General features: G+C 72.9%; 25 protein-coding genes. 16 read left to right on the forward strand and 9 right to left on the reverse strand.

Annotated elements, in window-relative coordinates:
- The first annotated feature begins 42 nt into the window (after nt 1-42).
- Nucleotides 43-1,542: a tRNA (N6-isopentenyl adenosine(37)-C2)-methylthiotransferase MiaB gene (gene miaB / locus KRR39_RS05220; protein WP_216941041.1), complete on the forward strand. Its 1,500-nt coding sequence runs from the start codon at nt 43-45 to the stop codon at nt 1,540-1,542.
- A 16-nt stretch (nt 1,543-1,558) separates the two neighbouring features.
- On the opposite strand, the gene KRR39_RS05225 is transcribed toward miaB, so the two are convergent.
- The 5 genes from KRR39_RS05225 to KRR39_RS05245 form a co-directional block, all read right to left on the reverse strand.
- Entirely contained in the window at nt 1,559-2,026 is a 468-nt protein-coding gene (locus KRR39_RS05225; protein WP_216941042.1) for an NUDIX domain-containing protein, read from the reverse strand.
- Between the two features lie 23 nt (nt 2,027-2,049).
- A complete protein-coding gene (locus tag KRR39_RS05230; RefSeq protein WP_216941043.1) occupies nt 2,050-2,409 on the reverse strand; it encodes a hypothetical protein in 360 nt (119 codons plus the stop codon).
- Complete coding sequence (locus tag KRR39_RS05235) at nt 2,406-2,558, reverse strand: hypothetical protein (protein WP_216941044.1); 153 nt, start codon at nt 2,556-2,558, stop codon at nt 2,406-2,408. The genes KRR39_RS05230 and KRR39_RS05235 overlap by 4 nt, the downstream gene beginning before the upstream one ends.
- Nucleotides 2,559-2,578: 20 nt before the next feature.
- Nucleotides 2,579-2,944 (reverse strand): hypothetical protein, encoded by a 366-nt coding sequence (locus KRR39_RS05240; RefSeq protein WP_216941045.1) that lies wholly within the window; start codon nt 2,942-2,944, stop codon nt 2,579-2,581.
- A 73-nt stretch (nt 2,945-3,017) separates the two neighbouring features.
- Entirely contained in the window at nt 3,018-3,233 is a 216-nt protein-coding gene (locus tag KRR39_RS05245) for an antitoxin (RefSeq protein WP_216941046.1), read from the reverse strand.
- A 76-nt stretch (nt 3,234-3,309) separates the two neighbouring features.
- Between KRR39_RS05245 and miaA the strand changes: the two genes are divergently transcribed.
- The 13 genes from miaA (at nt 3,310) to KRR39_RS05305 (ending at nt 17,340) form a co-directional block, all read left to right on the forward strand.
- The gene (gene miaA, locus KRR39_RS05250; RefSeq protein WP_216941047.1) at nt 3,310-4,266 is read left to right on the forward strand and encodes a tRNA (adenosine(37)-N6)-dimethylallyltransferase MiaA; all 957 of its coding nucleotides are present in this window, start codon (nt 3,310-3,312) and stop codon (nt 4,264-4,266) included.
- Nucleotides 4,267-4,305: 39 nt separating this feature from the next.
- Nucleotides 4,306-6,147, forward strand: coding sequence for a gamma-glutamyltransferase (gene ggt, locus KRR39_RS05255; RefSeq protein WP_216941048.1), 1,842 nt, complete (start codon nt 4,306-4,308; stop codon nt 6,145-6,147).
- Nucleotides 6,148-6,195: 48 nt separating this feature from the next.
- Nucleotides 6,196-6,675: an SRPBCC family protein gene (locus KRR39_RS05260; protein ID WP_216941049.1), complete on the forward strand. Its 480-nt coding sequence runs from the start codon at nt 6,196-6,198 to the stop codon at nt 6,673-6,675.
- Nucleotides 6,676-6,685: 10 nt separating this feature from the next.
- Complete coding sequence (gene dapF / locus KRR39_RS05265; RefSeq protein WP_216941050.1) at nt 6,686-7,525, forward strand: diaminopimelate epimerase; 840 nt, start codon at nt 6,686-6,688, stop codon at nt 7,523-7,525.
- An 82-nt stretch (nt 7,526-7,607) separates the two neighbouring features.
- Entirely contained in the window at nt 7,608-9,116 is a 1,509-nt protein-coding gene (hflX, locus tag KRR39_RS05270; RefSeq protein ID WP_216941051.1) for a GTPase HflX, read from the forward strand.
- A 5-nt stretch (nt 9,117-9,121) separates the two neighbouring features.
- Nucleotides 9,122-9,628 carry a DinB family protein gene (locus tag KRR39_RS05275; protein WP_254185528.1) on the forward strand — a complete coding sequence of 169 codons (507 nt, stop codon included), beginning with the start codon at nt 9,122-9,124 and terminating at the stop codon, nt 9,626-9,628.
- Nucleotides 9,629-9,674: 46 nt separating this feature from the next.
- Nucleotides 9,675-10,193 carry a 2Fe-2S iron-sulfur cluster-binding protein gene (locus KRR39_RS05280; protein ID WP_216941052.1) on the forward strand — a complete coding sequence of 173 codons (519 nt, stop codon included), beginning with the start codon at nt 9,675-9,677 and terminating at the stop codon, nt 10,191-10,193.
- Nucleotides 10,190-11,179: an FAD binding domain-containing protein gene (locus tag KRR39_RS05285; RefSeq protein WP_216941053.1), complete on the forward strand. Its 990-nt coding sequence runs from the start codon at nt 10,190-10,192 to the stop codon at nt 11,177-11,179. The genes KRR39_RS05280 and KRR39_RS05285 overlap by 4 nt, the downstream gene beginning before the upstream one ends.
- Nucleotides 11,176-13,260: a xanthine dehydrogenase family protein molybdopterin-binding subunit gene (locus KRR39_RS05290; protein WP_216941054.1), complete on the forward strand. Its 2,085-nt coding sequence runs from the start codon at nt 11,176-11,178 to the stop codon at nt 13,258-13,260. Before KRR39_RS05285 ends, KRR39_RS05290 begins: the two co-directional genes overlap by 4 nt.
- Before the next feature lie 206 nt (nt 13,261-13,466).
- A complete protein-coding gene (locus KRR39_RS05295; protein WP_216941055.1) occupies nt 13,467-14,249 on the forward strand; it encodes a GH39 family glycosyl hydrolase in 783 nt (260 codons plus the stop codon).
- Nucleotides 14,250-14,369: 120 nt separating this feature from the next.
- Nucleotides 14,370-16,373, forward strand: a complete 2,004-nt coding sequence (locus tag KRR39_RS05300; protein ID WP_436972033.1) for an ATP-dependent DNA helicase — start codon at nt 14,370-14,372, stop codon at nt 16,371-16,373.
- Between the two features lie 33 nt (nt 16,374-16,406).
- Complete coding sequence (locus KRR39_RS25535) at nt 16,407-16,538, forward strand: hypothetical protein (protein ID WP_302053551.1); 132 nt, start codon at nt 16,407-16,409, stop codon at nt 16,536-16,538.
- A gap of 55 nt (nt 16,539-16,593) precedes the next feature.
- The gene (locus KRR39_RS05305; RefSeq protein WP_216941056.1) at nt 16,594-17,340 is read left to right on the forward strand and encodes a metallophosphoesterase family protein; all 747 of its coding nucleotides are present in this window, start codon (nt 16,594-16,596) and stop codon (nt 17,338-17,340) included.
- A 9-nt stretch (nt 17,341-17,349) separates the two neighbouring features.
- Here KRR39_RS05305 and KRR39_RS05310 read toward each other — a convergent pair whose 3' ends face one another.
- Both KRR39_RS05310 and lexA read right to left on the reverse strand, forming a co-directional pair.
- Nucleotides 17,350-19,008 carry an MXAN_6640 family putative metalloprotease gene (locus KRR39_RS05310; RefSeq protein ID WP_216941057.1) on the reverse strand — a complete coding sequence of 553 codons (1,659 nt, stop codon included), beginning with the start codon at nt 19,006-19,008 and terminating at the stop codon, nt 17,350-17,352.
- Nucleotides 19,009-19,173: 165 nt separating this feature from the next.
- The gene (gene lexA, locus KRR39_RS05315) at nt 19,174-19,878 is read right to left on the reverse strand and encodes a transcriptional repressor LexA (RefSeq protein ID WP_216941058.1); all 705 of its coding nucleotides are present in this window, start codon (nt 19,876-19,878) and stop codon (nt 19,174-19,176) included.
- Between the two features lie 152 nt (nt 19,879-20,030).
- On the opposite strand from lexA, the gene KRR39_RS05320 reads away from it, so the two are divergent.
- Together KRR39_RS05320 and KRR39_RS05325 are read left to right on the forward strand one after the other, a co-directional pair.
- Nucleotides 20,031-20,813 (forward strand): SDR family NAD(P)-dependent oxidoreductase, encoded by a 783-nt coding sequence (locus KRR39_RS05320; protein ID WP_216941059.1) that lies wholly within the window; start codon nt 20,031-20,033, stop codon nt 20,811-20,813.
- A 133-nt stretch (nt 20,814-20,946) separates the two neighbouring features.
- Nucleotides 20,947-21,354, forward strand: coding sequence for a LysM peptidoglycan-binding domain-containing protein (locus tag KRR39_RS05325; RefSeq protein ID WP_216941060.1), 408 nt, complete (start codon nt 20,947-20,949; stop codon nt 21,352-21,354).
- Nucleotides 21,355-21,570: 216 nt separating this feature from the next.
- Here the strand turns inward: KRR39_RS05325 and KRR39_RS05330 are convergent, their stop codons facing one another.
- Both KRR39_RS05330 and KRR39_RS25920 read right to left on the reverse strand, forming a co-directional pair.
- Nucleotides 21,571-22,014 carry a hypothetical protein gene (locus KRR39_RS05330; protein WP_216941061.1) on the reverse strand — a complete coding sequence of 148 codons (444 nt, stop codon included), beginning with the start codon at nt 22,012-22,014 and terminating at the stop codon, nt 21,571-21,573.
- 437 nt (nt 22,015-22,451) lie between these two features.
- On the reverse strand, nt 22,452-23,018 hold the full coding sequence (locus KRR39_RS25920; protein WP_367303707.1) for a DUF6318 family protein: 567 nt from the start codon (nt 23,016-23,018) through the stop codon (nt 22,452-22,454).
- Nucleotides 23,019-23,022 lie beyond the last annotated feature (4 nt).

The raw sequence follows: 23,022 nt of genomic DNA on the forward strand, positions 1-23,022 counted from the left end.
GGATTCGGTGCGGGCCCGCGGGCGCCGTACCCTGGACCGGTCATGAGCACCCTTTCCCACGCCCCCGCGCGCACCTACGAGGTCCGCACCTACGGCTGCCAGATGAACGTCCACGACTCGGAGCGGCTGACCGGGCTGCTGGAGGACGCGGGGTACGTCGCCGCGCCGGCCGAGCAGCAGGCGGACGTGGTGGTGTTCAACACCTGCGCGGTCCGGGAGAACGCCGACAACAAGCTCTACGGCAACCTCGGCCACCTCGCGCCGGTGAAGGCCGCCCACCCGGGCATGCAGATCGCCGTCGGCGGCTGCCTGGCGCAGAAGGACCGGGGCGAGATCACCCGCCGGGCCCCGTGGGTCGACGTGGTGTTCGGCACCCACAACATCGGCTCGCTGCCGGTGCTGCTCGAGCGGGCCCGGGTCGCCGAGGAGGCGCAGGTCGAGATCCTCGAGTCGCTCGAGGTCTTCCCCTCCACGCTGCCGACCAAGCGCGAGTCGGCGTACGCCGCCTGGGTGTCGATCTCGGTGGGCTGCAACAACACCTGCACGTTCTGCATCGTCCCGGCGCTGCGCGGCAAGGAGAAGGACCGCCGCCCCGGCGAGATCCTCGCCGAGATCGAGGCGCTGGTCGCCGAAGGCGTCACCGAGGTCACCCTGCTGGGGCAGAACGTCAACGCCTACGGCGTGGAGTTCGGGGACCGGCAGGCGTTCTCCAAGCTGCTGCGGTCCTGCGGCCGGGTCGAGGGGCTGGAGCGGATCCGGTTCACCAGCCCGCACCCGGCGGAGTTCACCGACGACGTGATCGCCGCGATGGCCGAGACGCCGACCGTGATGCCGTCGCTGCACATGCCGTTGCAGTCCGGCTCGGACAAGGTGCTCAAGGACATGCGCCGGTCCTACCGGCAGTCGAAGTTCCTCGGCATCATCGACCGGGTCCGGGCCGCGATCCCCGACGCGGCGATCACCACCGACATCATCGTGGGCTTCCCCGGCGAGACCGAGGAGGACTTCCTCGAGACCATGAAGGTCGTCGAGCAGGCCCGGTTCGCCGGCGCGTTCACCTTCCAGTACTCCAAGCGCCCCGGCACGCCGGCGGCGGTGCTCGAGGACCAGATCCCCAAGTCCGTCGTCCAGGAGCGCTACATGCGCCTGGTCGGCCTGGCCGACCAGGTCGCCTGGGACGAGAACAAGCGCGTCGTGGGGCGGACCGTCGAGCTGATGGTCGCCGAGGGCGAGGGCCGCAAGGACACCGCGACCCACCGGCTGTCCGGTCGGGCGCGCGACAACCGGCTGGTGCACTTCACCCCGGTGGACCGGGACGGCTCCCCGGTCGACGTACGCCCGGGGGACATGGTGGAGGTCGAGGTCACCTACGCGGCGCCGCACCACCTGGTCGCCGACTCGCCCGTGCAGACCGTACGCCGCACGCGCGCCGGGGACGCCTGGGAGAACCGGACCGCGCCGAAGCCGGTCGGCGTCCCGCTCGGCCTGCCGACCGTCGGGGTCCCCGCGCCGCTGCCCGACGCGGACGCCTGCGCCCGCTGACCGCCGGGCGCCGCGGTCAGAAGCCGTGGGTGAGGATCGCGGGGGTGCTGCCGGCGCGGATCGTGCCGAGCACCCGCAGCTCGTGGGGTACGACGGGCGAGGGCAGCGCGTCCAGGTTGAACCAGCGCAGGTCCGCGCACTTGTCCGGCTCGACGATCCGCGGGGTGCCGGTCCAGGTCGTCGCGGTGAAGAAGTAGTCGACCCGCTCGTCGATCGGCAGGCCGTCGGCGCCGGTGCGCTGCATGGCGCACCACGGGACCAGCGCGACGTCGGTGATCCCGACCTCCTCGGCCGCCTCGCGCGCCCCGGCCGCGAACACCGTCTCGCCCCGCTCGACGTGGCCGGCGACCGCGGCCGCCCAGTGCTCGTCCATGTATCCGGTGCCGCGGCGCAGCTGCAGGAGCACCTCGCGGCCCCCGGGCATCGGGGCGGGGCGGAGCAGGAACACGTAGGCCGCGGGCACGACGACGAAGCGGTCGGTCATGCCCGCGACCCTAGTGCGGTGGCTCAGTGGCCGGGGTTCCGGTCCGGGTCGAACTCGTGCTTGTGGGCGACCGGGTCGGGCTGCACCTCGCCGACCGTCCGGTCCACGTGCGTCGCCGGGGACGTCTGGTCCGGCTTGTCCGGGGCCTCGTCGGCGTCGACGGGGTGGTCGGCCGGGTCGGTGTCCGGGGTGTCCCCGGCACTGACGAGAGCGGACTCGCCGTCGGTGTGCCCCTGGGAGGAGGCCGCGCTGCCGGTGCCCTCCACGCCCTCGAAGCCGTCCCGGCGCTCGCTGCTCAGCCCCATGTCACCGGCCAGGCCCTCCGGACCGCCGGCGTTGGGGTGCGACTCGCGGTTGACGGTCTCGCGCTCGTCGCCGCTCATGACTCGTCGCCCGTGTCCGCCGTGCCGGCCGGGTCCTCGGCCACGGCCGCCGGGTCCGACTGGTCGTTGGACATGAAGTCCCCGGGGTGGGCGTCGCCGGCGGGCGGCTCGCCCACGAAGTCGGCGGGGTCCAGCGTGTTCTCGCTCATCGTGTCTCCTACGGGTAGGGCTACTCGCCGCCGGAGCCGTCCGAGGGCTGGTCGAGCGCCGTCTCGGCGTTCTCCTCCTGCAGCTCCTCGTTGGCCTGCTCGGTCTGCGTGCGGGCGTGGATCTCGCCGTCCGGAGCAGGGTACGACGCCCCGTCACCGGCCTGCGCCGGGTCCGCGCCGGAGTCCGGGTCCTCCTCGCCGCTCGGGGCCGGGTCGTCGAGCCAGGGGTCGTCGCCGGACTGCTCGGGACCGCCCGGGCTCGTGGAGCCGGCGGGCGCGTCGCTGCGCAGCGGGCCGCCGGGCGGGGCCGGCGCGTCGGGCCCGGCCGGTCCGCGCGGGTTCTCGGGACCGGTCGGGGAGTCGCTCTGCTCGGGTGTGTGGCTCATCCGGTCGAGGTACCCGCGCCGGGCGTCGCAAAACGACGCGGCGGGAGATTGCCCCGCGCAGGGCGTCCGGGGGTCAGGGCCGCGGCTTCCCGAAGTCGTCGTTCTTGCCGTCGAGGGAGTCCAGGCCCTTCTTGAGCTGCACCTTGCCCTTGGCGATCTTGTCGGCGTGCTTGTTGCCGGTCTTCTGGTTGAGGGTGTCGCCGAGCTTGTCCGCACCCTGGGCGATCTTGTCGCCGTGCTGGTCGACGGCCTTGGTCAGCTGCTTCTTCGCCTTGTCCAGGAATCCCACGACGTGCTCCTTCGTCTCGACCTACCTGCGACCTACCGACGACGGGGACCCGCGCCGGCTTTGCCACACTCTCATCATGCCGAACGACCGGGTGGGGCCGACAGGTTCCCCGACCGCCCCCGTGCCCGTCGTGGCCGTGGTCGGCGCCACCGCCGCGGGCAAGACCGAGCTGTCCCTGGACCTCGCCGAGGCGCTGGCCGGGGAGATCGTGAACACCGACGCGATGCAGGTCTACCGGGGCATGGACATCGGCACCGCGAAGCTGCCGGCCGGGGAGCGCCGCGGCATCCCCCACCACCTGCTCGACCTGCTCGACGTCTCCGAGCCGGCGACGGTAGCGCAGTTCCAGGCCCTGGCCCGCGGGGTGGTCGCCGACTGCCGGGACCGGCGAGCGGTGCCGGTCCTGGTCGGCGGCTCGGCGCTCTACACCCGGGCCGTCCTGGACCGGTTCGAGTTCCCGGGCACCGACCCCGCGGTGCGGGCCCGCCTCGAGGCCGAGCTGGACGTGGTCGGGTCCGGGGAGCTGCACCGCCGGCTGGCGGGCGTGGACCCCGAGGCCGCCGCCCGGATCGTCCCCGCCAACGGCCGCCGCGTGGTGCGGGCGCTGGAGGTCGTGGAGATCACCGGCGCGCCGTTCAGCGCGACGCTGCCCGACCCGACGTACGTCCTGGAGCCCACCGTCCAGGTCGGCGTCCGGATCCCGCGGCCGGTCCTGGACGAGCGGATCGAGCTGCGGGTGCGACGCATGTGGGACGAGGGCCTGGTCGAGGAGGTACGCCGGCTGGCCGGCGCCGGGCTCCGGGAGGGCCGCACGGCGCACCGGGCGCTGGGCTACCAGCAGGTGCTGGCGTTCCTCGACGGGGAGTGCTCCGAGCAGGAGGCCTTCGAGCGGACGGTGTTCGGCACCCGGCGCTTCGCCCGGCGCCAGGAGTCGTGGTTCCACAAGGACCAGCGGATCACCTGGGTGGACTGGGACGATCCCGACCGGGCCCGGGTCGCGACCGCGGTGGTTGAGGCGACCCTCACGGGGTAGGACGTCTCCGTCCGCTCGCCTCGGGGAAGGAACACCCACATGCACCGCACACGCGTGAGCCGGTTCGCGGCCCTCGGAGTCGCCGGAGCCACGGCGGTCGCCGGTCTCGGCGTCGCCCTCCCGTCGGCCTCCGCCGACGACGCCGGCCGGTACTCCACCAAGACGCCCACCAGCCGCGGCTTCGGCGGCGCGGTCACCTCCGTGGACCCCGAGGCCTCCCGGGTCGGCCTGCAGGTGCTCAAGAACGGCGGCAACGCGGTCGACGCGGCCGTCGCGACCGCCGCGGCGCTCGGCGTCACCGAGCCCTACAGCTCCGGCCTCGGCGGCGGCGGCTACTTCGTCTACTACGACGCGAAGACGAAGAAGGTGCACACCATCGACGGCCGCGAGACCGCGCCCGCCTCGATGCCCCGCGACGCGTTCATCGACAAGTCCACCGGCAAGCCCTACAACTTCACCCCCGAGCTGGTGACCAGCGGCGTGTCCGTCGGCGTCCCCGGCACCCCGGCCACCTGGGCCAAGGCGCTGCGCGAGTGGGGCACCTACCGGCTGGCGGGCGCGCTCGCCCCGGCCGAGAAGCTGGCCCGCCGCGGCTTCGTCGTGGACAAGACGTTCCACCAGCAGACCCTGGACAACCAGACGCGCTTCGAGGCCTACACCTCCACCCCGCGGCTGTTCCTGCCCGGCGGCACCGCGCCGAGGACCGGGTCGGTCTTCCGCAACACCGCGCTGGCCAACACCTACCGCGCGCTGGGCCGCAAGGGCGTCTCGTGGTTCTACCGCGGCCCGATCGCCCGCGAGATCGCCCACAACGTCCAGTCGCCGCCGAAGAGCTCCACCACCGCGCTGCCGGTGCCGGCCGGGCACCTCACCCGGCGCGACCTGGCCGGCTACCGCGCGCTGTTCCGCACCCCGACGTACGCGAAGTACCGCGGGTACGGCGTGTGGGGGATGGGCGGCTCGTCCTCGGGCGGCACCACCGTCGGGGAGGCGCTGAACATCATGGAGCAGTTCCCGCTGCGCCGGCTGAGCAGCACCCAGCAGCTGCACGTCTACCTCGAGGCCAGCGCGCTGGCGTTCGCCGACCGGGCGAAGTACCTCGGCGACCCGGCCTTCGTGAAGATCCCGCGCGCGACGCTGCTCTCCGACCGGTACGCCGCGTCGCGGGCCTGCTCGATCAGCCTGACCACGGCGATGCCCAAGCCGACGACGGCCGGCGACGTGAGGAAGTACGACCCGACCTGCGGCGGCACCAGCTCGACCGGCACCACGGCCCGGCGGGACACCGAGAACGTCGAGACCACGAACCTCACGGTCACCGACAAGCGCGGCAACGTCGTGGAGTACACCCTGACCATCGAGCAGACCGGCGGCTCCGGCCTGCTGCTGCCCGGCCGCGGGTTCCTGCTCAACAACGAGCTCACCGACTTCTCCGCGGTGTACGACGCCGCCGACCCGAACCGGATCCAGCCCGGCAAGCGGCCGCGCTCCTCGATCTCGCCGACGCTCGTGCTGCGCGACGGCAAGCCGGTCGTGGCGCTGGGCTCGCCCGGCGGCTCGACGATCATCACCACCGTGCTGCAGATGATCACCGACCGGATCGACCGTCAGCTCTCGCTGCCGCAGACGATCGCGGACCCGCGCGGCTCGCAGCGCAACACCGCCGCGGTCAGCGCCGAGCCGGAGTTCATCGAGAAGTACGGCGCCGGCCTGCAGGCGCTCGGGCACCCGCTGACCCCGGCCGGCGACAAGTTCACCAGCGCCTCGGAGATCGGGGCGGCCACGGCCGTCGCGTTCAAGCGGCACGGGTACCTCGTCGCCGTCTCCGAGCCGCGCCGCCGCGGCGGCGGGTCGGCCCTGGTGGTGCGCCCCTCGCGCTGATCGCCCGCTGATCGCCGCTGCCGGGTCCGATCACCTATCGTCTGGCGCATGAGCGAGCCCAGCACCTACACCGTCCAGCGGTCCACGACCGTGCACGCCCCCGCCGCGCAGGTGGAGGAGCAGATCGTGGACTTCCACCGGTGGACCGCGTGGTCGCCGTGGGAGGGCGTCGACCCGCAGATGGCGCGCTCCTACACCGGCCCGGCCCAGGGCGCCGGTGCGGTCTACGAGTGGACCGGCAACCGCAAGGCCGGCGCCGGCCGGATGCAGATCACCGACGTCGCACCGGGCTCGCGGGTGGAGATCGACCTGCGCTTCCTCAAGCCGTTCAAGTCGCACAGCACCACGGTGTTCTCGCTGGAGCCGCTGGACGACGGCAGCACCACGGTGACCTGGACGATGACCGGCCCGCGGACCCTCGCGGTCAAGGCGATGGGGCTGTTCACCAGCATGGACAAGCTGGTCGGCGGGGACTTCGAGAAGGGTCTGGCCCGGCTCAAGGACGTCGCGGAGCGGCCGGGCGGCTAGGCTCGCCGACGTGACCAGCGCGTTCGGGTTCCTCAAGGGGCACGGCACCGAGAACGACTTCGTGCTGCTCCCCGACGCCGACGGCTCGGTGCACGGCGACCTCGCCCCGGACGTCGTCGCCCGGCTGTGCGACCGGCGGGCCGGGATCGGCGGCGACGGCGTCCTGCGGGCGATCCGCACCGCGGCGTACGACGACCCGGCGGCCGTCGCGGCCCGCAGCGAGGCCGAGTGGTTCATGGACTACCGCAACTCCGACGGCTCGGTCTCGGAGATGTGCGGCAACGGGGTGCGGGTGTTCGGCCGCTACCTCGTCGAGCACGAGGGCGTCGACCCGCACCGGCCGCTGAAGGTCGGCACCCGGGCCGGCACCCGCACGCTCACCTTCGGCCGCGACCTGGTCAGCGTCGACATGGGGCAGCCCGTCGTGCACGGCGAGACCAAGGTGTCGGTGGGGGAGCGGTCCTGGCCGGCGCTGCACGTGTCGATGGGCAACCCGCACGCCGTCGCGTTCGTCGACGACCTCACCGACGCGGGCCACCTGCTCGACCCGCCCGGGCACGACGCCGAGGAGTTCCCCGACGGCGTGAACGTCGAGTTCGTCGTACGACGGGGCCGGCGGCACGTCGCGATGCGGGTGCACGAGCGCGGCTCGGGGGAGACCCGGTCCTGCGGCACCGGCGCCTGCGCGGTGATGGTCGCGGCGGCGCTCGCCGACGGGACCGCCCCGGGCAAGCGGTACCGCGTCGACGTGCCCGGCGGACGGCTCGAGGTGACCTGGACCGAGCAGGGCCGCGTCGAGCTGACCGGGCCGGCCGTGCTGGTCGCCCGGGGCGAGTGGATCGCAAAATGAATCGCCGCCCGGCGCCGCGCCGTGCGAGCATCGAGGGGCGCCGGGAATCCACCCGGCGGCTCTGACGTTCTCTCTGGTGGATATGACTAGCGCACACGAATTCGACGCCCACACGCCCGACCCCGTCACGCCCATCGACGAGCGGGACGACATCAACCTCGACGACGCCCTCGCGGAGACCGACGACTGGGAGAGCCCGGACGGACCGGACCCCGAGGAGAGCACCGGGTCCTACGACCTCGCGGAGCGGCACGCCCTGCGCCGGGTCGCCGGGCTGTCCACCGAGCTGGAGGACATCTCCGAGGTCGAGTACCGCCAGCTGCGGCTGGAGCGGGTCGTCCTGGTGGGGGTCTGGACCGACGGCACCGTGGAGGACGCCGAGAACTCGATGGCCGAGCTCGCCCTGCTCGCCGAGACGGCCGGCTCCGAGGTGCTCGACGCGTTCTACCAGCGCCGGCAGAGCCCGGACCCCGCGACGTACATCGGGCGCGGCAAGGTGGACGGCCTCAAGGAGATCGTCCAGGCCACCGGCGCGGACACCGTGATCCTCGACGGCGAGCTCGCGCCCAGCCAGCTCAGGAACCTCGAGGACCGGGTCAAGGTCAAGGTGGTGGACCGGACCGCGCTGATCCTCGACATCTTCGCCCAGCACGCCAAGTCCCGCGAGGGCCAGGCCCAGGTCGAGCTCGCCCAGCTCAACTACATGAAGCAGCGGCTGCGCGGCTGGGGCGGCAACCTGTCCCGCCAGGCCGGTGGCCGGGTGGGCTCGCAGGGCGGCGGCATCGGTGGCCGTGGCCCCGGTGAGACCAAGATCGAGACCGACCGGCGCCGGATCAACACCAAGATCGCCAAGCTCCGCAACGAGCTCAAGCACATGCGGGTCACCCGGGACACCAAGCGCTCGGACCGGCAGCGGCACCAGATCCCCTCGGTCGCGATCGCCGGCTACACCAACGCCGGCAAGTCCTCGCTGCTCAACCGGCTCACCGACGCCGGCGTGCTGGTCGAGGACTCGCTGTTCGCGACCCTGGACCCGACCACCCGCAAGACCACCACCTCCGACGGCCGGATCTACACGATGTCCGACACCGTGGGGTTCGTCCGGCACCTGCCCCACCAGCTGATCGAGGCGTTCCGCTCCACGCTGGAGGAGGTGGCCGACTCCGACCTGGTGCTGCACGTCGTCGACGGCTCCCACCCGGACCCGGAGGGCCAGCTGGCCGCGGTGCGCGAGGTGTTCGCCGAGATCGGCGCCGACAAGGTGCCCGAGCTCGTGGTGATCAACAAGGCCGACGCCGCCGACCCGATCCTGATCTCCCGCCTCAAGGGCCGCGAGCCGCACTCGGTGGTGGTCTCCGCCAAGACCGGCGAGGGCATCGCCGACGTGCTGCGGGCGGTCGAGGCCGACCTGCCGCACCCCGGCGTCGCCTTCGACGCGCTGCTGCCCTACGAGCGCGGCGACCTGCTGAACCGGATCCACGTCAGCGGCGAGGTCGAGTCCGTCGAGCACACCGGGGACGGCTCGCGGGTGCGCGGCCGGGTGCACGCCGACCTGGCCGGGGAGCTCGAGCCCTACCTGGTCAAGGCGTAGCCGCCGTGTCCTACGACTTCGGCGACCGGCCGCGGCCGCCGTTCGTCGGGGACGAGCGGGAGGTGCTCGACGGGTGGCTCGACTTCCACCGGGCCACCCTGCTGATGAAGTGCGAGGGGCTGACCCTCGAGCAGCTCAAGGTCCGCCCGCTGCGGACCTCGAGGCTGACCCTGCTCGGCCTGGTGCGGCACCTCACCGAGGTCGAGCGGGGCTGGTTCCTGCCGTTCCTGGGCGAGCCGGTCACCGAGCTCTACTGCACCGAGGCCGACCCCGACGGGGACTTCCACGGCGTGCCGCACGCCGACGCCGAGGCCGACCTGGCCCGCTACGGCGAGACCGTCGACACGATCAGCGACCGGCTCCGCCGGCACCGCCTCGACGAGGTCGAGGAGGACGGCGGCACGTCCTACAACCTGCGCTGGATCTTCACCCACATGGTCGAGGAGTACGCCCGCCACAACGGGCACGCCGACCTGCTGCGCGAGGCCATCGACGGCACCCGCGGCGAATAGGGTCCCGGACCGGTTTCCCGATCGGCGCCCCGGGTAGCGGGGGGTGGTGCACGAATCCACTCTCACGCTGACCGTCGACGGGGTCTCCCGCACGGTCACCGTGGACACCCGGACCACGCTCCTCGACACCCTGCGGGACCGGCTGGGGGTGACCTCCCCCAAGAAGGGCTGCGACCACGGCCAGTGCGGTGCCTGCACGGTGCTGCTCGACGGCCGTCGCACGCTGAGCTGCCTGCGCCTCGCGGTCGCCGAGCACGGCGCCGACGTGGTCACCTCGGCCGGCCTGCGGGTCGGTGACGACCTGCACCCGGTGCAGCAGGCGTTCATCGACCACGACGGGCTGCAGTGCGGCTACTGCACCCCGGGCCAGATCTGCTCGGCCGTCGGCATGCTCGAGGAGGCCCGCGCCGGCCACCCGAGCCACGTCACCGAGGACCTCGAGGCCGGTCTCGACGGGGGAGCCGAGCTCACCGACGAGGAGATCCGGGAGCGGATGAGCGGCAACCTGTGCCGGTGCGGCGCCTACCCCCACATCGTCGCGGCGATCGCGGAGGTGGCCCGGTGAAGCCGTTCACCTACGAGCAGGTCCTCGACCCCGCCGAGGCGGTGGCCCGGGTGACCGGCAGCCCCGAGGCGGTGTACGTCGCGGGCGGCACCAACCTGGTAGACCACCTCAAGCTCGGCGTGGCCACCCCCGACGTGCTCGTCGACGTCAGCCGGCTGCCGCTCGACGAGGTCGAGGGCCTCGAGGACGGCGGCCTGCGGATCGGGGCCGCGGTCCGCAACGCCGACCTGGCCGCCCACGCCGCCGTACGACGGGGGTACCCGGTGCTCGCGCAGGCGCTGCTGGCCGGCGCCTCGGGGCAGATCCGCAACGTCGCGACCACCGGGGGCAACCTGCTGCAGCGGACCCGCTGCGTCTACTTCCAGGACGTCACCACGCCCTGCAACAAGCGCGAGCCCGGCTCCGGGTGCCCGGCCCGCGAGGGGTTCCAGCGCAGCGCGGCCGTCCTCGGTGCCTCCGAGCACTGCGTGGCCACGCATCCCTCGGACATGGCCGTCGCCCTCGCCGCGCTCGACGCGGTCGTCGTGGTGCTCGGCACGGACGGCGAGCGCCGCGTCCCGATGAGCGACTTCCACCGGCTGCCCGGTGACCGGCCCGAGCTGGACACCACGCTCGCGCAGGGCGAGCTTGTCACCGCCGTCGAGCTGCCGGCGCTGCCGGACGCGAGCCGGTCGGCCTACCGCAAGGTGCGCGACCGCGCGTCGTACGCCTTCGCGCTGGTGTCCGTCGCCGCCGTCCTCGACGCCTCGGGCGGCACCGTCCACGACGTCCGGATCGCCCTGGGCGGGGTGGCCCACAAGCCCTGGCGGGCCAGCGTCGCCGAGGAGCGGCTGCGCGGGGGACCGGCCACCGAGGAGGCGTTCCGGGCCGCCGCCGAGGCCGAGCTCGCCGCCGCCGTCCCGCTGGACGGCAACGCCTTCAAGGTGCCGATGGCCGTCAACACGATCACCGCCACGCTGCGCAACCTCGCCGGAGGATCCCGATGACCGTCACCGAGCCGCGCGCGTCCGTCGGCACCCCCGTCGCCCGCATCGACGGGGAGGCCAAGGTGCTGGGCCTGGCGAAGTACGCCTACGAGCAGGTCGTGGACAACCCCGCCTTCCTGCACCCGGTCCAGGCCACCGTCGCCCGCGGCCGGGTCACCGGGTTCGACTCCTCGGCGGCCGAGGCGCTCGAGGGTGTCCTGCTGGTGCTCAGCCACCTCAACGCGCCCGCCCTGGCGGACACCAGCGACCAGGAGTACGCCGTCCTGCAGTCGCCGGGCGTCGCGTTCCGCGGCCAGATCATCGGCGCGGTGGTGGCCGAGTCGCCGGAGACCGCCCGGCACGCCGCCGAGCTGGTCCGGGTCACCTACGACCAGCACCCGCACGACACCGAGCTGCGCGAGGACCACCCGGACCTCTACGAGCCCGGCCAGGTCAACCCGTCCTACCCCGCGGACACCGACGACGGCGGGGTGGACCAGGCGCTGGCGGCCGCGGAGTTCGTGGTGGACCACCGCTACACGACGCCGATGGAGCACAACAACCCGATGGAGCCGCACGCGTGCACCGCGCTGTGGCAGGACGGTCCGAGGCTGACCCTGCACGACTCCACGCAGAGCGTGCACGGCGTGCGGACCCGGCTGTCCGGGATCCTCGGCCTCGACCCCGAGGCGATCCGGGTGGTGTCGCCGTACGTCGGCGGCGGCTTCGGCTCCAAGGGCATGCCGCACGCGCACAACGTGCTGGTGGTGCTCGCCGCGCAGCTCCTCCCGGGCCGCCCGGTGAAGCTCGTGCTGACCCGCCAGCAGATGTTCACGCTCGTCGGCTACCGCACCCCCACCCTGCAGCGGGTCCGGCTCGGCGCCGACGCGCAGGGCCGGATCACGGCGGTCTCGCACGAGGCGGTGGAGCAGACCTCCCGGATCAAGGAGTTCGCCGAGCAGACCACGGTCGGCACCCGCAGCATGTACGCCGGCGACGCCCGTCGTACGACGCACCGGCTGGTGGCGCTCGACGTCGCGGTGCCGTCGTGGATGCGGGCGCCGGGGGAGGCGCCCGGCATGTTCGGCCTCGAGTCGGCGATGGACGAGCTCGCGGAGACCGTCGGCCTCGACCCGGTCGAGCTGCGGGTGCGCAACGACCCGGCGACCGACCCCGAGACCGGCCTGCCCTGGTCGAGCCGGCACCTCGTCGAGTGCCTGCACGAGGGCGCCGCCCGCTTCGGGTGGGACCTGCGCCGGGCACCCGGCTCGCGGCGCGAGGGAGACTGGCTGGTCGGCCTCGGGATGGCCAGCTCGACGTACCCCGCCTACCTCATGCCGGGCAATACCGCGTCGGTCTCCTACGGCGGCCACGGCCACTACTCGGTCCGGATCGGGGCGGCCGACATCGGCACCGGCTCGTGGACCGCGCTCACCCAGATCGCCGCGGACGCGCTGGGCATGCCGTTCGACCACGTGCACCTCGAGATCGGCGACACTCAGCTGCCCAGGGCCACCGTCGAGGGCGGGTCGGCCGGGCTGGCCTCGCACGGCTCGGCGATCCTGCTGGCCGGCCAGCGGTTCCGGGTCGAGCACGGCGACGCCCCCGAGGCGGGTGCCACCACCGAGGCGACCACCGAGCCGCCCGGCGAGCCGGCGTACGCCACGCACTCCTACGGCGCGCAGTTCGTGGAGGCCCGGGTGAACGTCGACACCGGGGAGGTGCGGGTGCCCCGGATGGTCGGGGTGTTCTCCTGCGGCCGGATCGTCAACCCGCGCACCGCCCGCTCGCAGCTGATCGGCGGCATGGTGTGGGGGCTGTCGATGGCGCTGCACGAGAAGTCGGTCGTGGACCACGCGCTGGGCCACGTGGTCACCCACGACCTCGCGGACTACCACGTCCTCTCGCACGCCGACATCGGCGACATCGACGTGACCTGGCTCGACGAGGAGGACCCGCACGCCAACCCGCTGGGCGCCAAGGGCATCGGCGAGATCGGCATCACCGGCACCGCCGCCGCGGTGGCCAGCGCCGTCCACAACGCGACGGGCCGACGGATCCGCGACCTCCCGATCACCCCGGACAAGCTGCTCCTGCCCTGACCCTCCGCCCCCCGCTTGTAACGCGGGGTTATGGACGCTGCACCCCAGGTACGCCGCGTGCGAACCGTCCACGGGCCGTGCGGAGCCGGCGCTGCGGGACGGCCGCCGCCCTTGTCGTGTGCTGTGGACGGTTCGCCGGCGTCGTACCGCTGCTCCAGCGTCCATAACCCCGCGTTACAAGCCGGGGGGAGGGGCTGGACCTGCCCTTGACATGTGTCGCTCGTCACTTCATCCGGCCGTCGCTGGAGCGCTACGGCCGGGGCGGCACGCCGATCTGGTGGACCGAGTGGGGCGTCACCCCGACGCACTTCTACGAGGTCAGCGACGCGGTCTTCTCCGGGGTGTTCCTGCTCCGCGGGATGGCCTCGTCGATGGGCCGCATCGAGGCGCTGTCCTACTGGGTGGTCTCCGACCACTTCGAGGAGCTCGGCCGCCCGCCGGCGCTGCTGCACGGCGGGTTCGGCCTGCGCACCATCGGCGAGCTGCGCAAGCCCCGCTGGTGGGCGCTGGCGCTGCTCAAGCGGCTCGACGAGCGGAGGCTGCCGGTGACCTTGGCCGGCGACGGCGCGGGGTCGCTGGTGGAGACGCTCGCGACCCGGTCCGAGGACGGTGCCGTCTCGGTGCTGGCCTGGAACATGACCCTGGACCAGACCAAGGCGGCCGGCTCCGAGCCGCACGACCGCGACGTCACGGTCCGCGTCGACGGGCTGGTCGCGGGGGCGTCGTACACGCTGACCCACGACCGGGTCGACGCCGACCACTCGAACGTCGCCGGGACCTGGGGCGCGCTGCGCGACGGCGACCAGGCCTGGCCCGACGAGGAGCAGTGGGCGGCGCTGCGCGCCGCCGACCGGCTCGAGGCGCTCGAGGAGCCGCGGGAGGTGCTGGCCGACGCCGACGGCACCGTGACGGTGACGACCACCCTCCCGATGCCCTCGATCTCGTTCCTGCACCTCGCCCCCGCCGACCCGGCGACTCCGGCGGGCTGACCCCTGCCGACCCGGCGGGTCTGGCGGGCGTACGCCCGCCACACCCGCCGGGTCGGCGTCGGCTCGGGGGCCTGTGGAGCGGGGGCGGGGAACGTCGGCCGTTCTCGGTAGGGTGCTCCGGTGCCCGAGACCGACGCCCCGCCCACCTCCCGAGTCCGTGAGGTCCTGGCGAGCGCCGTGGAGGCGCTCGGCGGCCAGGAGCGGGCCGGCCAGATCCAGATGGCCGAGGCCGTCGCCCGGGCGATGACGTCGGGGGAGCACCTGCTGGTCCAGGCCGGCACCGGCACCGGCAAGTCGCTGGGCTACCTCGTCCCGGCGCTGCTGCACGACCGCCGGGTGGTCGTCGCGACCGCCACCCTGGCCCTGCAGCACCAGCTCGTCGAGCGGGACATCCCGGCGCTGCTCGAGGCCGCCGACCACGTGCTGCACAAGAAGCCGTCGTACGCCGTGCTCAAGGGCCGCTCGAACTACGCCTGCCTGCACCGCATCCGGGAGGGCGTGCCGGACGAGCAGGGCGCGCTCGTGGAGATGCCGACCGGCTCGATGGGCAGCGAGGTCCTCGCCCTGCGCGCGTGGGCCGAGGAGCAGACCCAGGTCAAGGGCAACGGGGACCGCGACTCGGCGCCCAAGCACGGCGACAAGGTGTGGCGGCAGGTCTCGGTCAACCACCGCGAGTGCCTCGGCGCGGCCAAGTGCCCGTTCTCCGACGAGTGCTTCGCGGAGCGGGCCAAGGAGAAGGCCGCCCAGTCCCAGCTGATCGTCACCAACCACTCGCTGCTGGCGATCGACGCCATCGAGGGCGTCCCGATGATCCCCGAGTACGACGTCGTGGTGATCGACGAGGCCCACGAGCTGTCCGCCCGGGTCACCCAGGCGGCGACCGACGAGCTGTCCGTGCCGGAGGTCGAGCGCACCGCGCGCCGGGCCCAGCGGCACGTCGAGGGCATGGAGGCCGACGACCTCGCGGACGCCGGCGACGCGCTGCGCGCCGCGTTCGACGAGTGCCCACCCGGACGCCTCGACACGTTGCCGGAGCCGCTCTCGGACGCCGTCCAGCTGGTCCGGGACGCCTCGCGCGCGCTGATCTCGGCGTTCCCCAAGGAGTCGCAGTCCGACGGCGAGGGCGACGCGGGCCGCACCCAGGCCCGCGGGGCGGTGCAGGAGCTGTTCAAGAACAGCGAGCGGATGGCCGCCAACTCCCAGGCCGACGTGCTGTGGCTCTCCGAGCGCGACCGGGCCCGCGGCGGCGACCAGCTCTGCGTGGCGCCGCTGCAGGTGTGGGGCCCGCTGCGCGACAGGCTGCTGGCCGAGAAGACCGTGGTGCTGACCAGCGCCACGCTGATGCTCGGCGGCGACTTCAGCTCGGTGGCCACCTCGCTCGGGCTCAAGCCCAGCGAGCGCGTCGACCACTCGCTGGCGGAGTCCCCGGAGCCGGCGGCGCCCGACGACGGCCGGCAGCCGTGGCGCGGCATCGACGTCGGGTCACCGTTCGACTACGCCCGGCAGGGCATCCTGTACGTCGCCAAGCACCTGCCTCCGCCCGGTCGCGACGGCCTCGGGGCCGCCCAGCTCGACGAGATCGTCGACCTCGTGGACGCCGCCGACGGCCGCACCCTGGGGCTGTTCTCCAGCCGCCGGGCGGCCGAGGCGGCGGCGGAGGCGGCCCGCGAGCGGCTGCCGCACCTGACGATCCTGGCCCAGGGCGAGGCGCAGCTGCCCGAGCTGGCCCGGCTGTTCGTCGAGGACCCGCACGCCTGCCTGTTCGGCACGCTCAGCCTCTGGCAGGGGCTCGACGTGCCCGGCGACACCTGCCAGCTGGTGCTGATCGACCGGATCCCGTTCCCGCGCCCCGACGACCCGCTGATGTCCGCGCGGCAGAAGGCCGCCGACCAGGCCGGCGGCAACGGGTTCATGCAGGTCGCCGCGACGCACGCCGCGCTGCTGCTCGCGCAGGGCAGCGGCCGGCTGATCCGGACCACCAGCGACAAGGGCGTGGTGGCCATCCTGGACCCCCGGCTGGTCACCGCCCGCTACGGCGGCTTCCTGCGCGCCTCGCTGCCGCCGATGTGGTCGACCACCGACCGGTCCGTGGTGCTCTCCGCGCTCAAGCGGCTCGCCTCCTGACGCGGCGCGAACCCCGGTGCTAGCGTTTTCGCCATGCAGCGGAACCCGTGGTCGATGGTCGCCCTGGTCGTGGCCTGCCTCCTGCTCGTGGTCGGCGCCGCCGCGGAGCATGACCCGGGTGACGCGAAGCCGGTCACCACGGTGCACCGGCCGCTGACCCCGTAGCCCTCCCGGGTGAGCCGACGCTCGTCGGGCGCGCGGCGGCTGGAAGGATGTCCGCATGGGGAGCACCTACGTCGTCAGCGACGTGCACGGACATCTGGACGACCTGCGCGAGGTGCTGCAGCACGCCGGGCTGGTCGACGGCGAGGACCGCTGGACCGGCGGCGAGACGGACCTGTGGGTCCTCGGCGACCTCGTGGACCGCGGCCCGGACGGCATCGGGGTGATCCGGTTCGTGCGCTCGCTGCAGGAGCAGGCCCCCGACCGGGTGCGGGTGCTGCTCGGCAACCACGAGGCGCTGATGCTGGGCTACCACCTGTTCCCCGACACCCGGTTCGCCGAGCTGTGGCTGCTCAACGGCGGGCACGAGATGGACCAGGCCGGGCTCACCGCGGACGACGTCGCCTGGGTGCGCAGGCTGCCGGCGATGGCCCGGGCCGGCGACCGCCTGCTGATGCACTCCGACACCACCGACTACCTCGCCTGGGGGTCGTCCGTCGACGAGGTCAACGCCACCGTGGCCGGGCTGCTCGCCGGTGACGACGCGCAGGAGCACTTCGACGTGTTCGCCGCGCTCACCAGCCGGTTCGACTTCAACGGCACCGACGGCGCCCGGGTCGCGAGGGCCGTGCTCGACACGCTCGGAGGCGAGCAGATCGTGCACGGCCACAGCATCATCGGCAGCCTGCTCGACGTACCGTCCGCGCAGGTCGAGGGTCCGCTGACGTACGCCGACGGGCTGGTGGTCGCGATCGACGGCGGCCGCTACGACGGCGGACCGCTGCTGCTCGTCGCGCTCAGCTGACCCGGGGAGTCACCGGCTGGCGTGCGCGGCGTACCGGGTGGTCAGCGCGTCGTCGAGCGGGAGGCCCGAGCAGCTCTCGTAGGTGTTCTGGTGGCACCGGTAGCGGGTGCTCGCGTTGATCAGGTCGAGCTCGACGGAGCTGACCTCGTGCGAGGAGAAGCCGACCAGCCGGGTGCCCGCGCCGGAGCGGGTGAGCCGCACCGGGTAGCCCACCACCCTGCCGTTGCGGTGGTGCACGATGACCCGGGCGAGGGAGCCGCGGTACGTCGCCGGCATGTCGACCGCGACCCGCAGCGTGGCGTGCCGGCCCAACGACGGGCTCGGGACGTAGCGCACGAACAGCTGGCCGAGGTGGTACAGCGTGGCGGTGTGCGGGTGCGACGTGGGCGACCTGCGGCTCAGCGTGCGGGAGGCGAGCAGCGGCGAGGCGTGGTAGGCGTGCCCCTCGGAGTAGTAGTGCGCGGGGTCGCGGTTCCACACGCCGAACCGGGCGAGCGTCTCCGCGATCGTGGTGCCCTTGAGTGCCAGCACCCGTTGGAGCGCCTGCAGGGAGTAGGCGTCACCGGCCGCCTGCTCCCACACGTACCGGATCATCGTCGGGTCGTCGGTGTTCCCCGGCCCGGACGACTCGCTGAGGAACCGCCAGAACAGCCAGGCGCCGTACCCACGCAGGTCCGCGGTCGCGAAGTCCAGGGGCATGTCGGAGGCGGCGAGGGGGCTGCCGGCCAGGTAGCGGCGGTTGTCGTCGACCGCGTCGAACAGCTGGTCCTCCATCCAGGTCGCGGTGCCCTCCATCAGCCACGGGTCCTCGGACCAGTCGTAGGCGAACTGGACCGCGTGGAACAGCTCGTGCGCGGCGGTCACCCGGAGGTTGTCCACCGGCGTGCGGGTGCCGCCGAACTCGGTGGCGGCGTAGTCGTTGTCCAGCACGCAGTAGCCGTAGACGGCCCGGACCGAGGTGCGCGCGGTGTCGTCGGGGACGCAGTAGCCGTAGAGGCCCTGGTCACCGATGTTCGCGAGGTAGACGTCGAGCCGGCCGTCCCCGCCGTTGTCGATGGCCGCGGTGTCCGGGACCGGTGTGCGGTAGCCCATCACGGCGGTCTCGGCCGTGTAGACCGCGTCGACCGTCTGCAGGGTCAGGCTGACCCAGGACGGCACCGTGGCGGGGTCGCCGTCGGAGCCGGTGGGCGCGTTCGCGTCGTTCTCCACCCAGTGCACGCAGACCGTGGCCGTGCAGACCATCGCGGCCGGCACGGTGTACTTCGGCTCGCCGCCGACCGCGTTCGACCCGTCGGTGGGCCGGCGCAGGATGTGCCGGGCGGAGCGGCGCTCGGCCGGGGTGGCCAGGTCGTGGGCGCGCAGCGCGAGCTCGCGCAGCACCAGGGTGCCGTCGCGGGTGGGCTGCGTGGCCGGGCGGTCGGCGCGCGACTGCGGGGCACTGGTCGTGGGTGCGAACAGGTCCTGGGCGCCGGCCAGCGCCCGGGTGGCCGCGGTCGCCGGGTCCTGCACGGGCTCGGGGGTGGTGCCCTCGCCGACGGTAGGTGCGGGCGCGGGGGCGGTGGTCGCCGTGGTGACGTCCGGACCGGGGTCCGCCACGGCGACGGCGCTGCCGAGGGGCCCGACGAGCAGAGTCGTCGTGAGAGCGAGGGTGAGCAGTTGTCCGATCACGGGAGACACCGGTCTGTGAGAGGGACAGTCAGCCTAGCCTCGGTGGGACGGTCGGTGCCGCGTGTCGCGAGATCTGCCGGGACGATCTGGGGAAAGCCGGACAGAGCGGCGGACGCGACGACGGACCGCCCCGTGAGGGGACGGTCCGTCGGTCGTGCGGAGCGGTCAGACGCGGCGCAGAACCGCGGTGACCTTGCCCAAGATCGTGGCGTTCGTGCCGTCGATCGGGTCGTAGGCCTGGTTGTGCGGCAGCAGCCACACCTGGCCGTTCTTGCGCTGGAAGGTCTTGACCGTCGCCTCGCCGTCGATGAGCGCGGCGACGATCTCGCCGTTCTCGGCGGTCTGCTCCTGGCGGACCACGACGTAGTCGCCGTTGCAGATCGCCGCGTCGATCATCGAGTCGCCGACGACCTCGAGCATGAACAGGGTGCCCTCGCCGACCAGGCTCTTGGGCAGCGGCATGATCTCCTCGACCCGCTCGTCGGCCAGGATCGGGCCGCCGGCCGCGATCCGGCCGACCATCGGCACGTAGGTCGCCGCGGGCATCGCGTCGCCGACGCCGGTCTCGTCCACGGACTCCGCCTCGTCGGGGTTGAACACCGACAGTGCCCGGGGGCGGTTGGGGTCCCGCTTGAGGTAGCCCTTCTCCTCGAGCACGCGCAGCTGGTGGGCGACCGACGAGGAGCTGGTCAGGCCGACCCGTTCGCCGATCTCGCGCATGCTGGGCGGGTAGCCGCGACGCTCGATCGAGTCCCGGATCACCGTCAGCACGCGCTGCTGGCGCGGGGTCAGGCCGTGGGCGTCCGGGGGGCCGTCCGGGAGCTCCGCGACGTCGGCTCCGCCGCCGGTGTCCTTGCGCTTGCCTGCCATGGGGTTGCTCCTTCTGCCGCGTTCCGCTCGCCTGACCGTGCTGTCACGTTAGTCGTCGGGCGACGCGTTGTTCAAACATTTGTTCGAACGGCGTGTCGCCCGGCGACGGTGCCGTCGACGGGTCCCGGAGGTCGTCTGGTTGGCTCCTGGGCATGGACAGTGCGGTGGTGACCGGGGCGGGCCGGGGCATCGGGCGGGCGGTCGCGGCGCTGCTCGTGGAGCGTGGGTACGCCGTCGTGGTGACCGACGTGGACGGTGCGGCCGCCCGTCGTACGGCGGGCGAGGTGGGTGCGGTCGCCGGGCTCGCGCACGACGTGCGCGACGAGGCGGCGCACGTCCTGGTCGCCGGGGAGGCGGCCCGCCACGGCCGGCTCGCGGTCTGGGTGAACAACGCCGGCGTGGGTGACGACGGCACCCTGGTCGAGCTCGCGTCATCGTCGGTGGACGCCCTGGTCGACGTCAACCTCAAGGGCGTGCTGTGGGGGATGCGGGCAGCGCTCGCCGCGTTCGGGGACGGCGGCGGTGACGTCGTCAACGTCGCGTCGTCCTCCGGCCTCGGCCCCGTCCCGGGTCTCGCGGTGTACGCCGCGACGAAGGCGGCCGTCGTCTCGATCACCATGTCCGCGAGCGTCGAGGTGCCCCGCGGGGTCCGGGTGCACGCGCTGTGCCCGGACGGAGTCGACACCGCGATTGTCGAGGGGATGCGCCCCGACGGGCCGGCCAAGGCGATCGTGCACTCGTCCGGCCGGCTGCTCACCGTGGAGGAGGTGGCCCGTGCGGCGGTCGCGCTGGTCGGCTCGCGCCGGGTGGTGCGCAGCCTGCCGGCCTGGCGGGGAGCCCTCGTCCGCGTCGGGTCGCTGGCCCCGTCGCGATCGGCTGCGGGGTTCCGGCTGTTCGCCCGGGTCGGCCGCCGGGTGATGGAGCGCCGCGGATAGGTTCGAACGTTTGTTCGCTCAGGGTCTTGATCCGTTCGAACACATGCTCTAATGTCGCACATGTGTTCGATCGAACAGCCGTTCGAGGAGCAGCTTCCGGAAACTGTCGGAGGTCCTCGATAGAACTTCGGTCATGGACGCACCGTTCGACTCCCCGACCGACTCCTTCCCCAGGAGGTCCCAGATGAGCACCATCGCGATGAACCCCGGTTTCACCCGTGAGCGCGCCAGCCGCGCCCCGCGGACGACACCCGTCCGCCTGACCCGTCGTGGCCAGGTCGTGGCCGTGGTGCTGTTCCTCGGGCTGCTGCTCGCGGTGCTGACGGTCTACGGCTCGCACTCCGCTGCCACCGGTGAGGCCGGTGCCCCGGTCGCCACGCGGACCGTCGAGGTCGGCCAGGGCGACACCCTCTGGGCGATCGCCTCGGAGACCGCCGAGCCCGGCCACGTCCGCGAGATGGTGCACCAGATCCAGGAGCTCAACGCGCTGCCCAGCGCCGCGCTGCGGGTCGGCCAGGAGATCGCGGTCCCGGTGCGCTGACGCACCCACAGGCTTGCCGACGACCTCCTCGACCCGGGTCGACGGCTTGAGGGGAAACGAGGGGCGGGTCCGCGCTCATGCAGCCGCGGCCCGCCCCTCGTTCTCTGTTTGCCACCGCCGTCCCGCCCCGACTGGTCGAGCTTGTCGAGACCAGTCCGGAGCTGCGGAACGAACCAGGCCTCCCCGGTCCCGGTCGACGCCGGTTCCGTTCCGCAGCTACTGGTAGTCGCCCGACAGCACCGCGGTGGCCTCACTGATCCGCAGCGAGGAGGTCGGCCCGGCGATCGTGACGGTCTCCGGGATGGCCTGCCAGCCGCCGTTCCCCACCCGGAAGCGCGCCGAGTAGGTGACGTCGACGCTGGGCGCCACCGTGGTGTGCGCGTCGGTGTAGCTATGGGTGATGTCCGTGGCCGGGTACGGCGCCCCCGGCGTCGAGGTGGTCGCAGACGTCCCGTCCCCGTAGTGCCACGCGAACGAGGTGGGCGTCGCCTCCACGTCGACCGACTGGCCGAGCAGGGTGAGGGTGCGGGTGAACGTCTGCGGGTCCGCGTAGAAGATCGTCGCGAAGTTGACCAGCGTCTTGTCCCGCGGCTGGGTGCGCGCCTGCAGGGCCGGCAGTCCGATCCGGCGGAGCGCCGTGAGGACGAGTCCGGGCGTCACCTGGGGCTTGGGCGTCGCGGCAGGCGGCGGTCCTGCGGGGCCGGCGCACTGAGTGGTCAATGGCTTCCAGTCACCTGCCGGGGTCTGGCCCCATAGACGCCAGACGCGCTCGGCTGGGTCCGGGCAAATGTTGGCCTGGGCGCAGTCCAAGGATTGGCCGGGTACCTCGCTTGGTTCCGAGCCTGCACACACCGAGACCCATCGATACTTGATGAAGTTGGGCTGACCGGCACTTGCACTGGCATCGTCGCCGTCACCTGTGGTGGAGGGTGCGAGGTCCATTTCGCCCGCGCTGGCACAGGACATTCCGATGTCGAGAACGCTGTCGCTTGAGGTTCCGGAGGCGTCGCAACCATCGGCCCGCACAGGCAGGTTCAGTCCCGCCAGACTCGTCCACAGCAGTGACCCGACCATTATCAAAGCAACGCGCGGACGGCTCATGACACCAGATCCAGACGTTCAACGCTCCAGCCGACCAGCGTCCATCGCAAGTGCATGGTCATGGGTTGCCGGCCGCCCTTGTATCGCTTGGTGGGCCCTTTGTTGGTCTGTTTGACGACTTCGGGGGGCTGCAAGACGCCGAGGTCCAGGATTGGTCTCCGCTTTGGTTGCTTGGGAACAGGGGCCACCGTCGTCAACTGCCATCCGGAAGATCGAATGGTCCCGCCCGCGTTGTAGATCCGATTAATGTTCTTCCGTATGGCAGAACATGACACGCAGCGAGGTGTCCCGAGCGTCGCTAGGTCAGCCGTTATCCCTGTCCTGGCTGCAAAATTGACAGTGTCGATGTAGAAGCGCGCGAAAGCCTTAGCGCTGGCTGCGGAGGTGCCTCTCGCCTCCTCGGGCAGCACCGGGGCGGTCGGTGACGTCGACGCACTAGGGCTCACGCTCGGTGCCGCGCTGGTGCTCGGCAGCGGCTGGGGCTTGGCGGAGTCCGTGCACCCCGACACGGCGGCGGCGAGGGCCACGAGAACCGCGGCCAGCCTGCGAACGCTCTGTGTCACGACG

It is taken from the genome of Nocardioides panacis (assembly GCF_019039255.1).
In the GTDB taxonomy this organism is placed as follows: Bacteria; Actinomycetota; Actinomycetes; order Propionibacteriales; family Nocardioidaceae; genus Nocardioides_B; species Nocardioides_B panacis.

Bases quoted from the DNA above. Each gene is read 5' to 3' on its own strand.
- miaB (WP_216941041.1), top strand. From the start codon at position 43: ATGAGCACCCTTTCCCACGCCCCCGCGCGCACCTACGAGGTCCGCACC.
- KRR39_RS05225 (WP_216941042.1), bottom strand. From the start codon at position 2,026: ATGACCGACCGCTTCGTCGTCGTGCCCGCGGCCTACGTGTTCCTGCTC.
- KRR39_RS05230 (WP_216941043.1), bottom strand. From the start codon at position 2,409: ATGAGCGGCGACGAGCGCGAGACCGTCAACCGCGAGTCGCACCCCAAC.
- KRR39_RS05235 (WP_216941044.1), bottom strand. From the start codon at position 2,558: ATGAGCGAGAACACGCTGGACCCCGCCGACTTCGTGGGCGAGCCGCCC.
- KRR39_RS05240 (WP_216941045.1), bottom strand. From the start codon at position 2,944: ATGAGCCACACACCCGAGCAGAGCGACTCCCCGACCGGTCCCGAGAAC.
- miaA (WP_216941047.1), top strand. From the start codon at position 3,310: ATGCCGAACGACCGGGTGGGGCCGACAGGTTCCCCGACCGCCCCCGTG.
- ggt (WP_216941048.1), top strand. From the start codon at position 4,306: ATGCACCGCACACGCGTGAGCCGGTTCGCGGCCCTCGGAGTCGCCGGA.
- KRR39_RS05260 (WP_216941049.1), top strand. From the start codon at position 6,196: ATGAGCGAGCCCAGCACCTACACCGTCCAGCGGTCCACGACCGTGCAC.
- hflX (WP_216941051.1), top strand. From the start codon at position 7,608: ATGACTAGCGCACACGAATTCGACGCCCACACGCCCGACCCCGTCACG.
- KRR39_RS05290 (WP_216941054.1), top strand. From the start codon at position 11,176: ATGACCGTCACCGAGCCGCGCGCGTCCGTCGGCACCCCCGTCGCCCGC.
- KRR39_RS25535 (WP_302053551.1), top strand. From the start codon at position 16,407: ATGCAGCGGAACCCGTGGTCGATGGTCGCCCTGGTCGTGGCCTGCCTC.
- KRR39_RS05305 (WP_216941056.1), top strand. From the start codon at position 16,594: ATGGGGAGCACCTACGTCGTCAGCGACGTGCACGGACATCTGGACGAC.
- lexA (WP_216941058.1), bottom strand. From the start codon at position 19,878: ATGGCAGGCAAGCGCAAGGACACCGGCGGCGGAGCCGACGTCGCGGAG.
- KRR39_RS05320 (WP_216941059.1), top strand. From the start codon at position 20,031: ATGGACAGTGCGGTGGTGACCGGGGCGGGCCGGGGCATCGGGCGGGCG.
- KRR39_RS05325 (WP_216941060.1), top strand. From the start codon at position 20,947: ATGGACGCACCGTTCGACTCCCCGACCGACTCCTTCCCCAGGAGGTCC.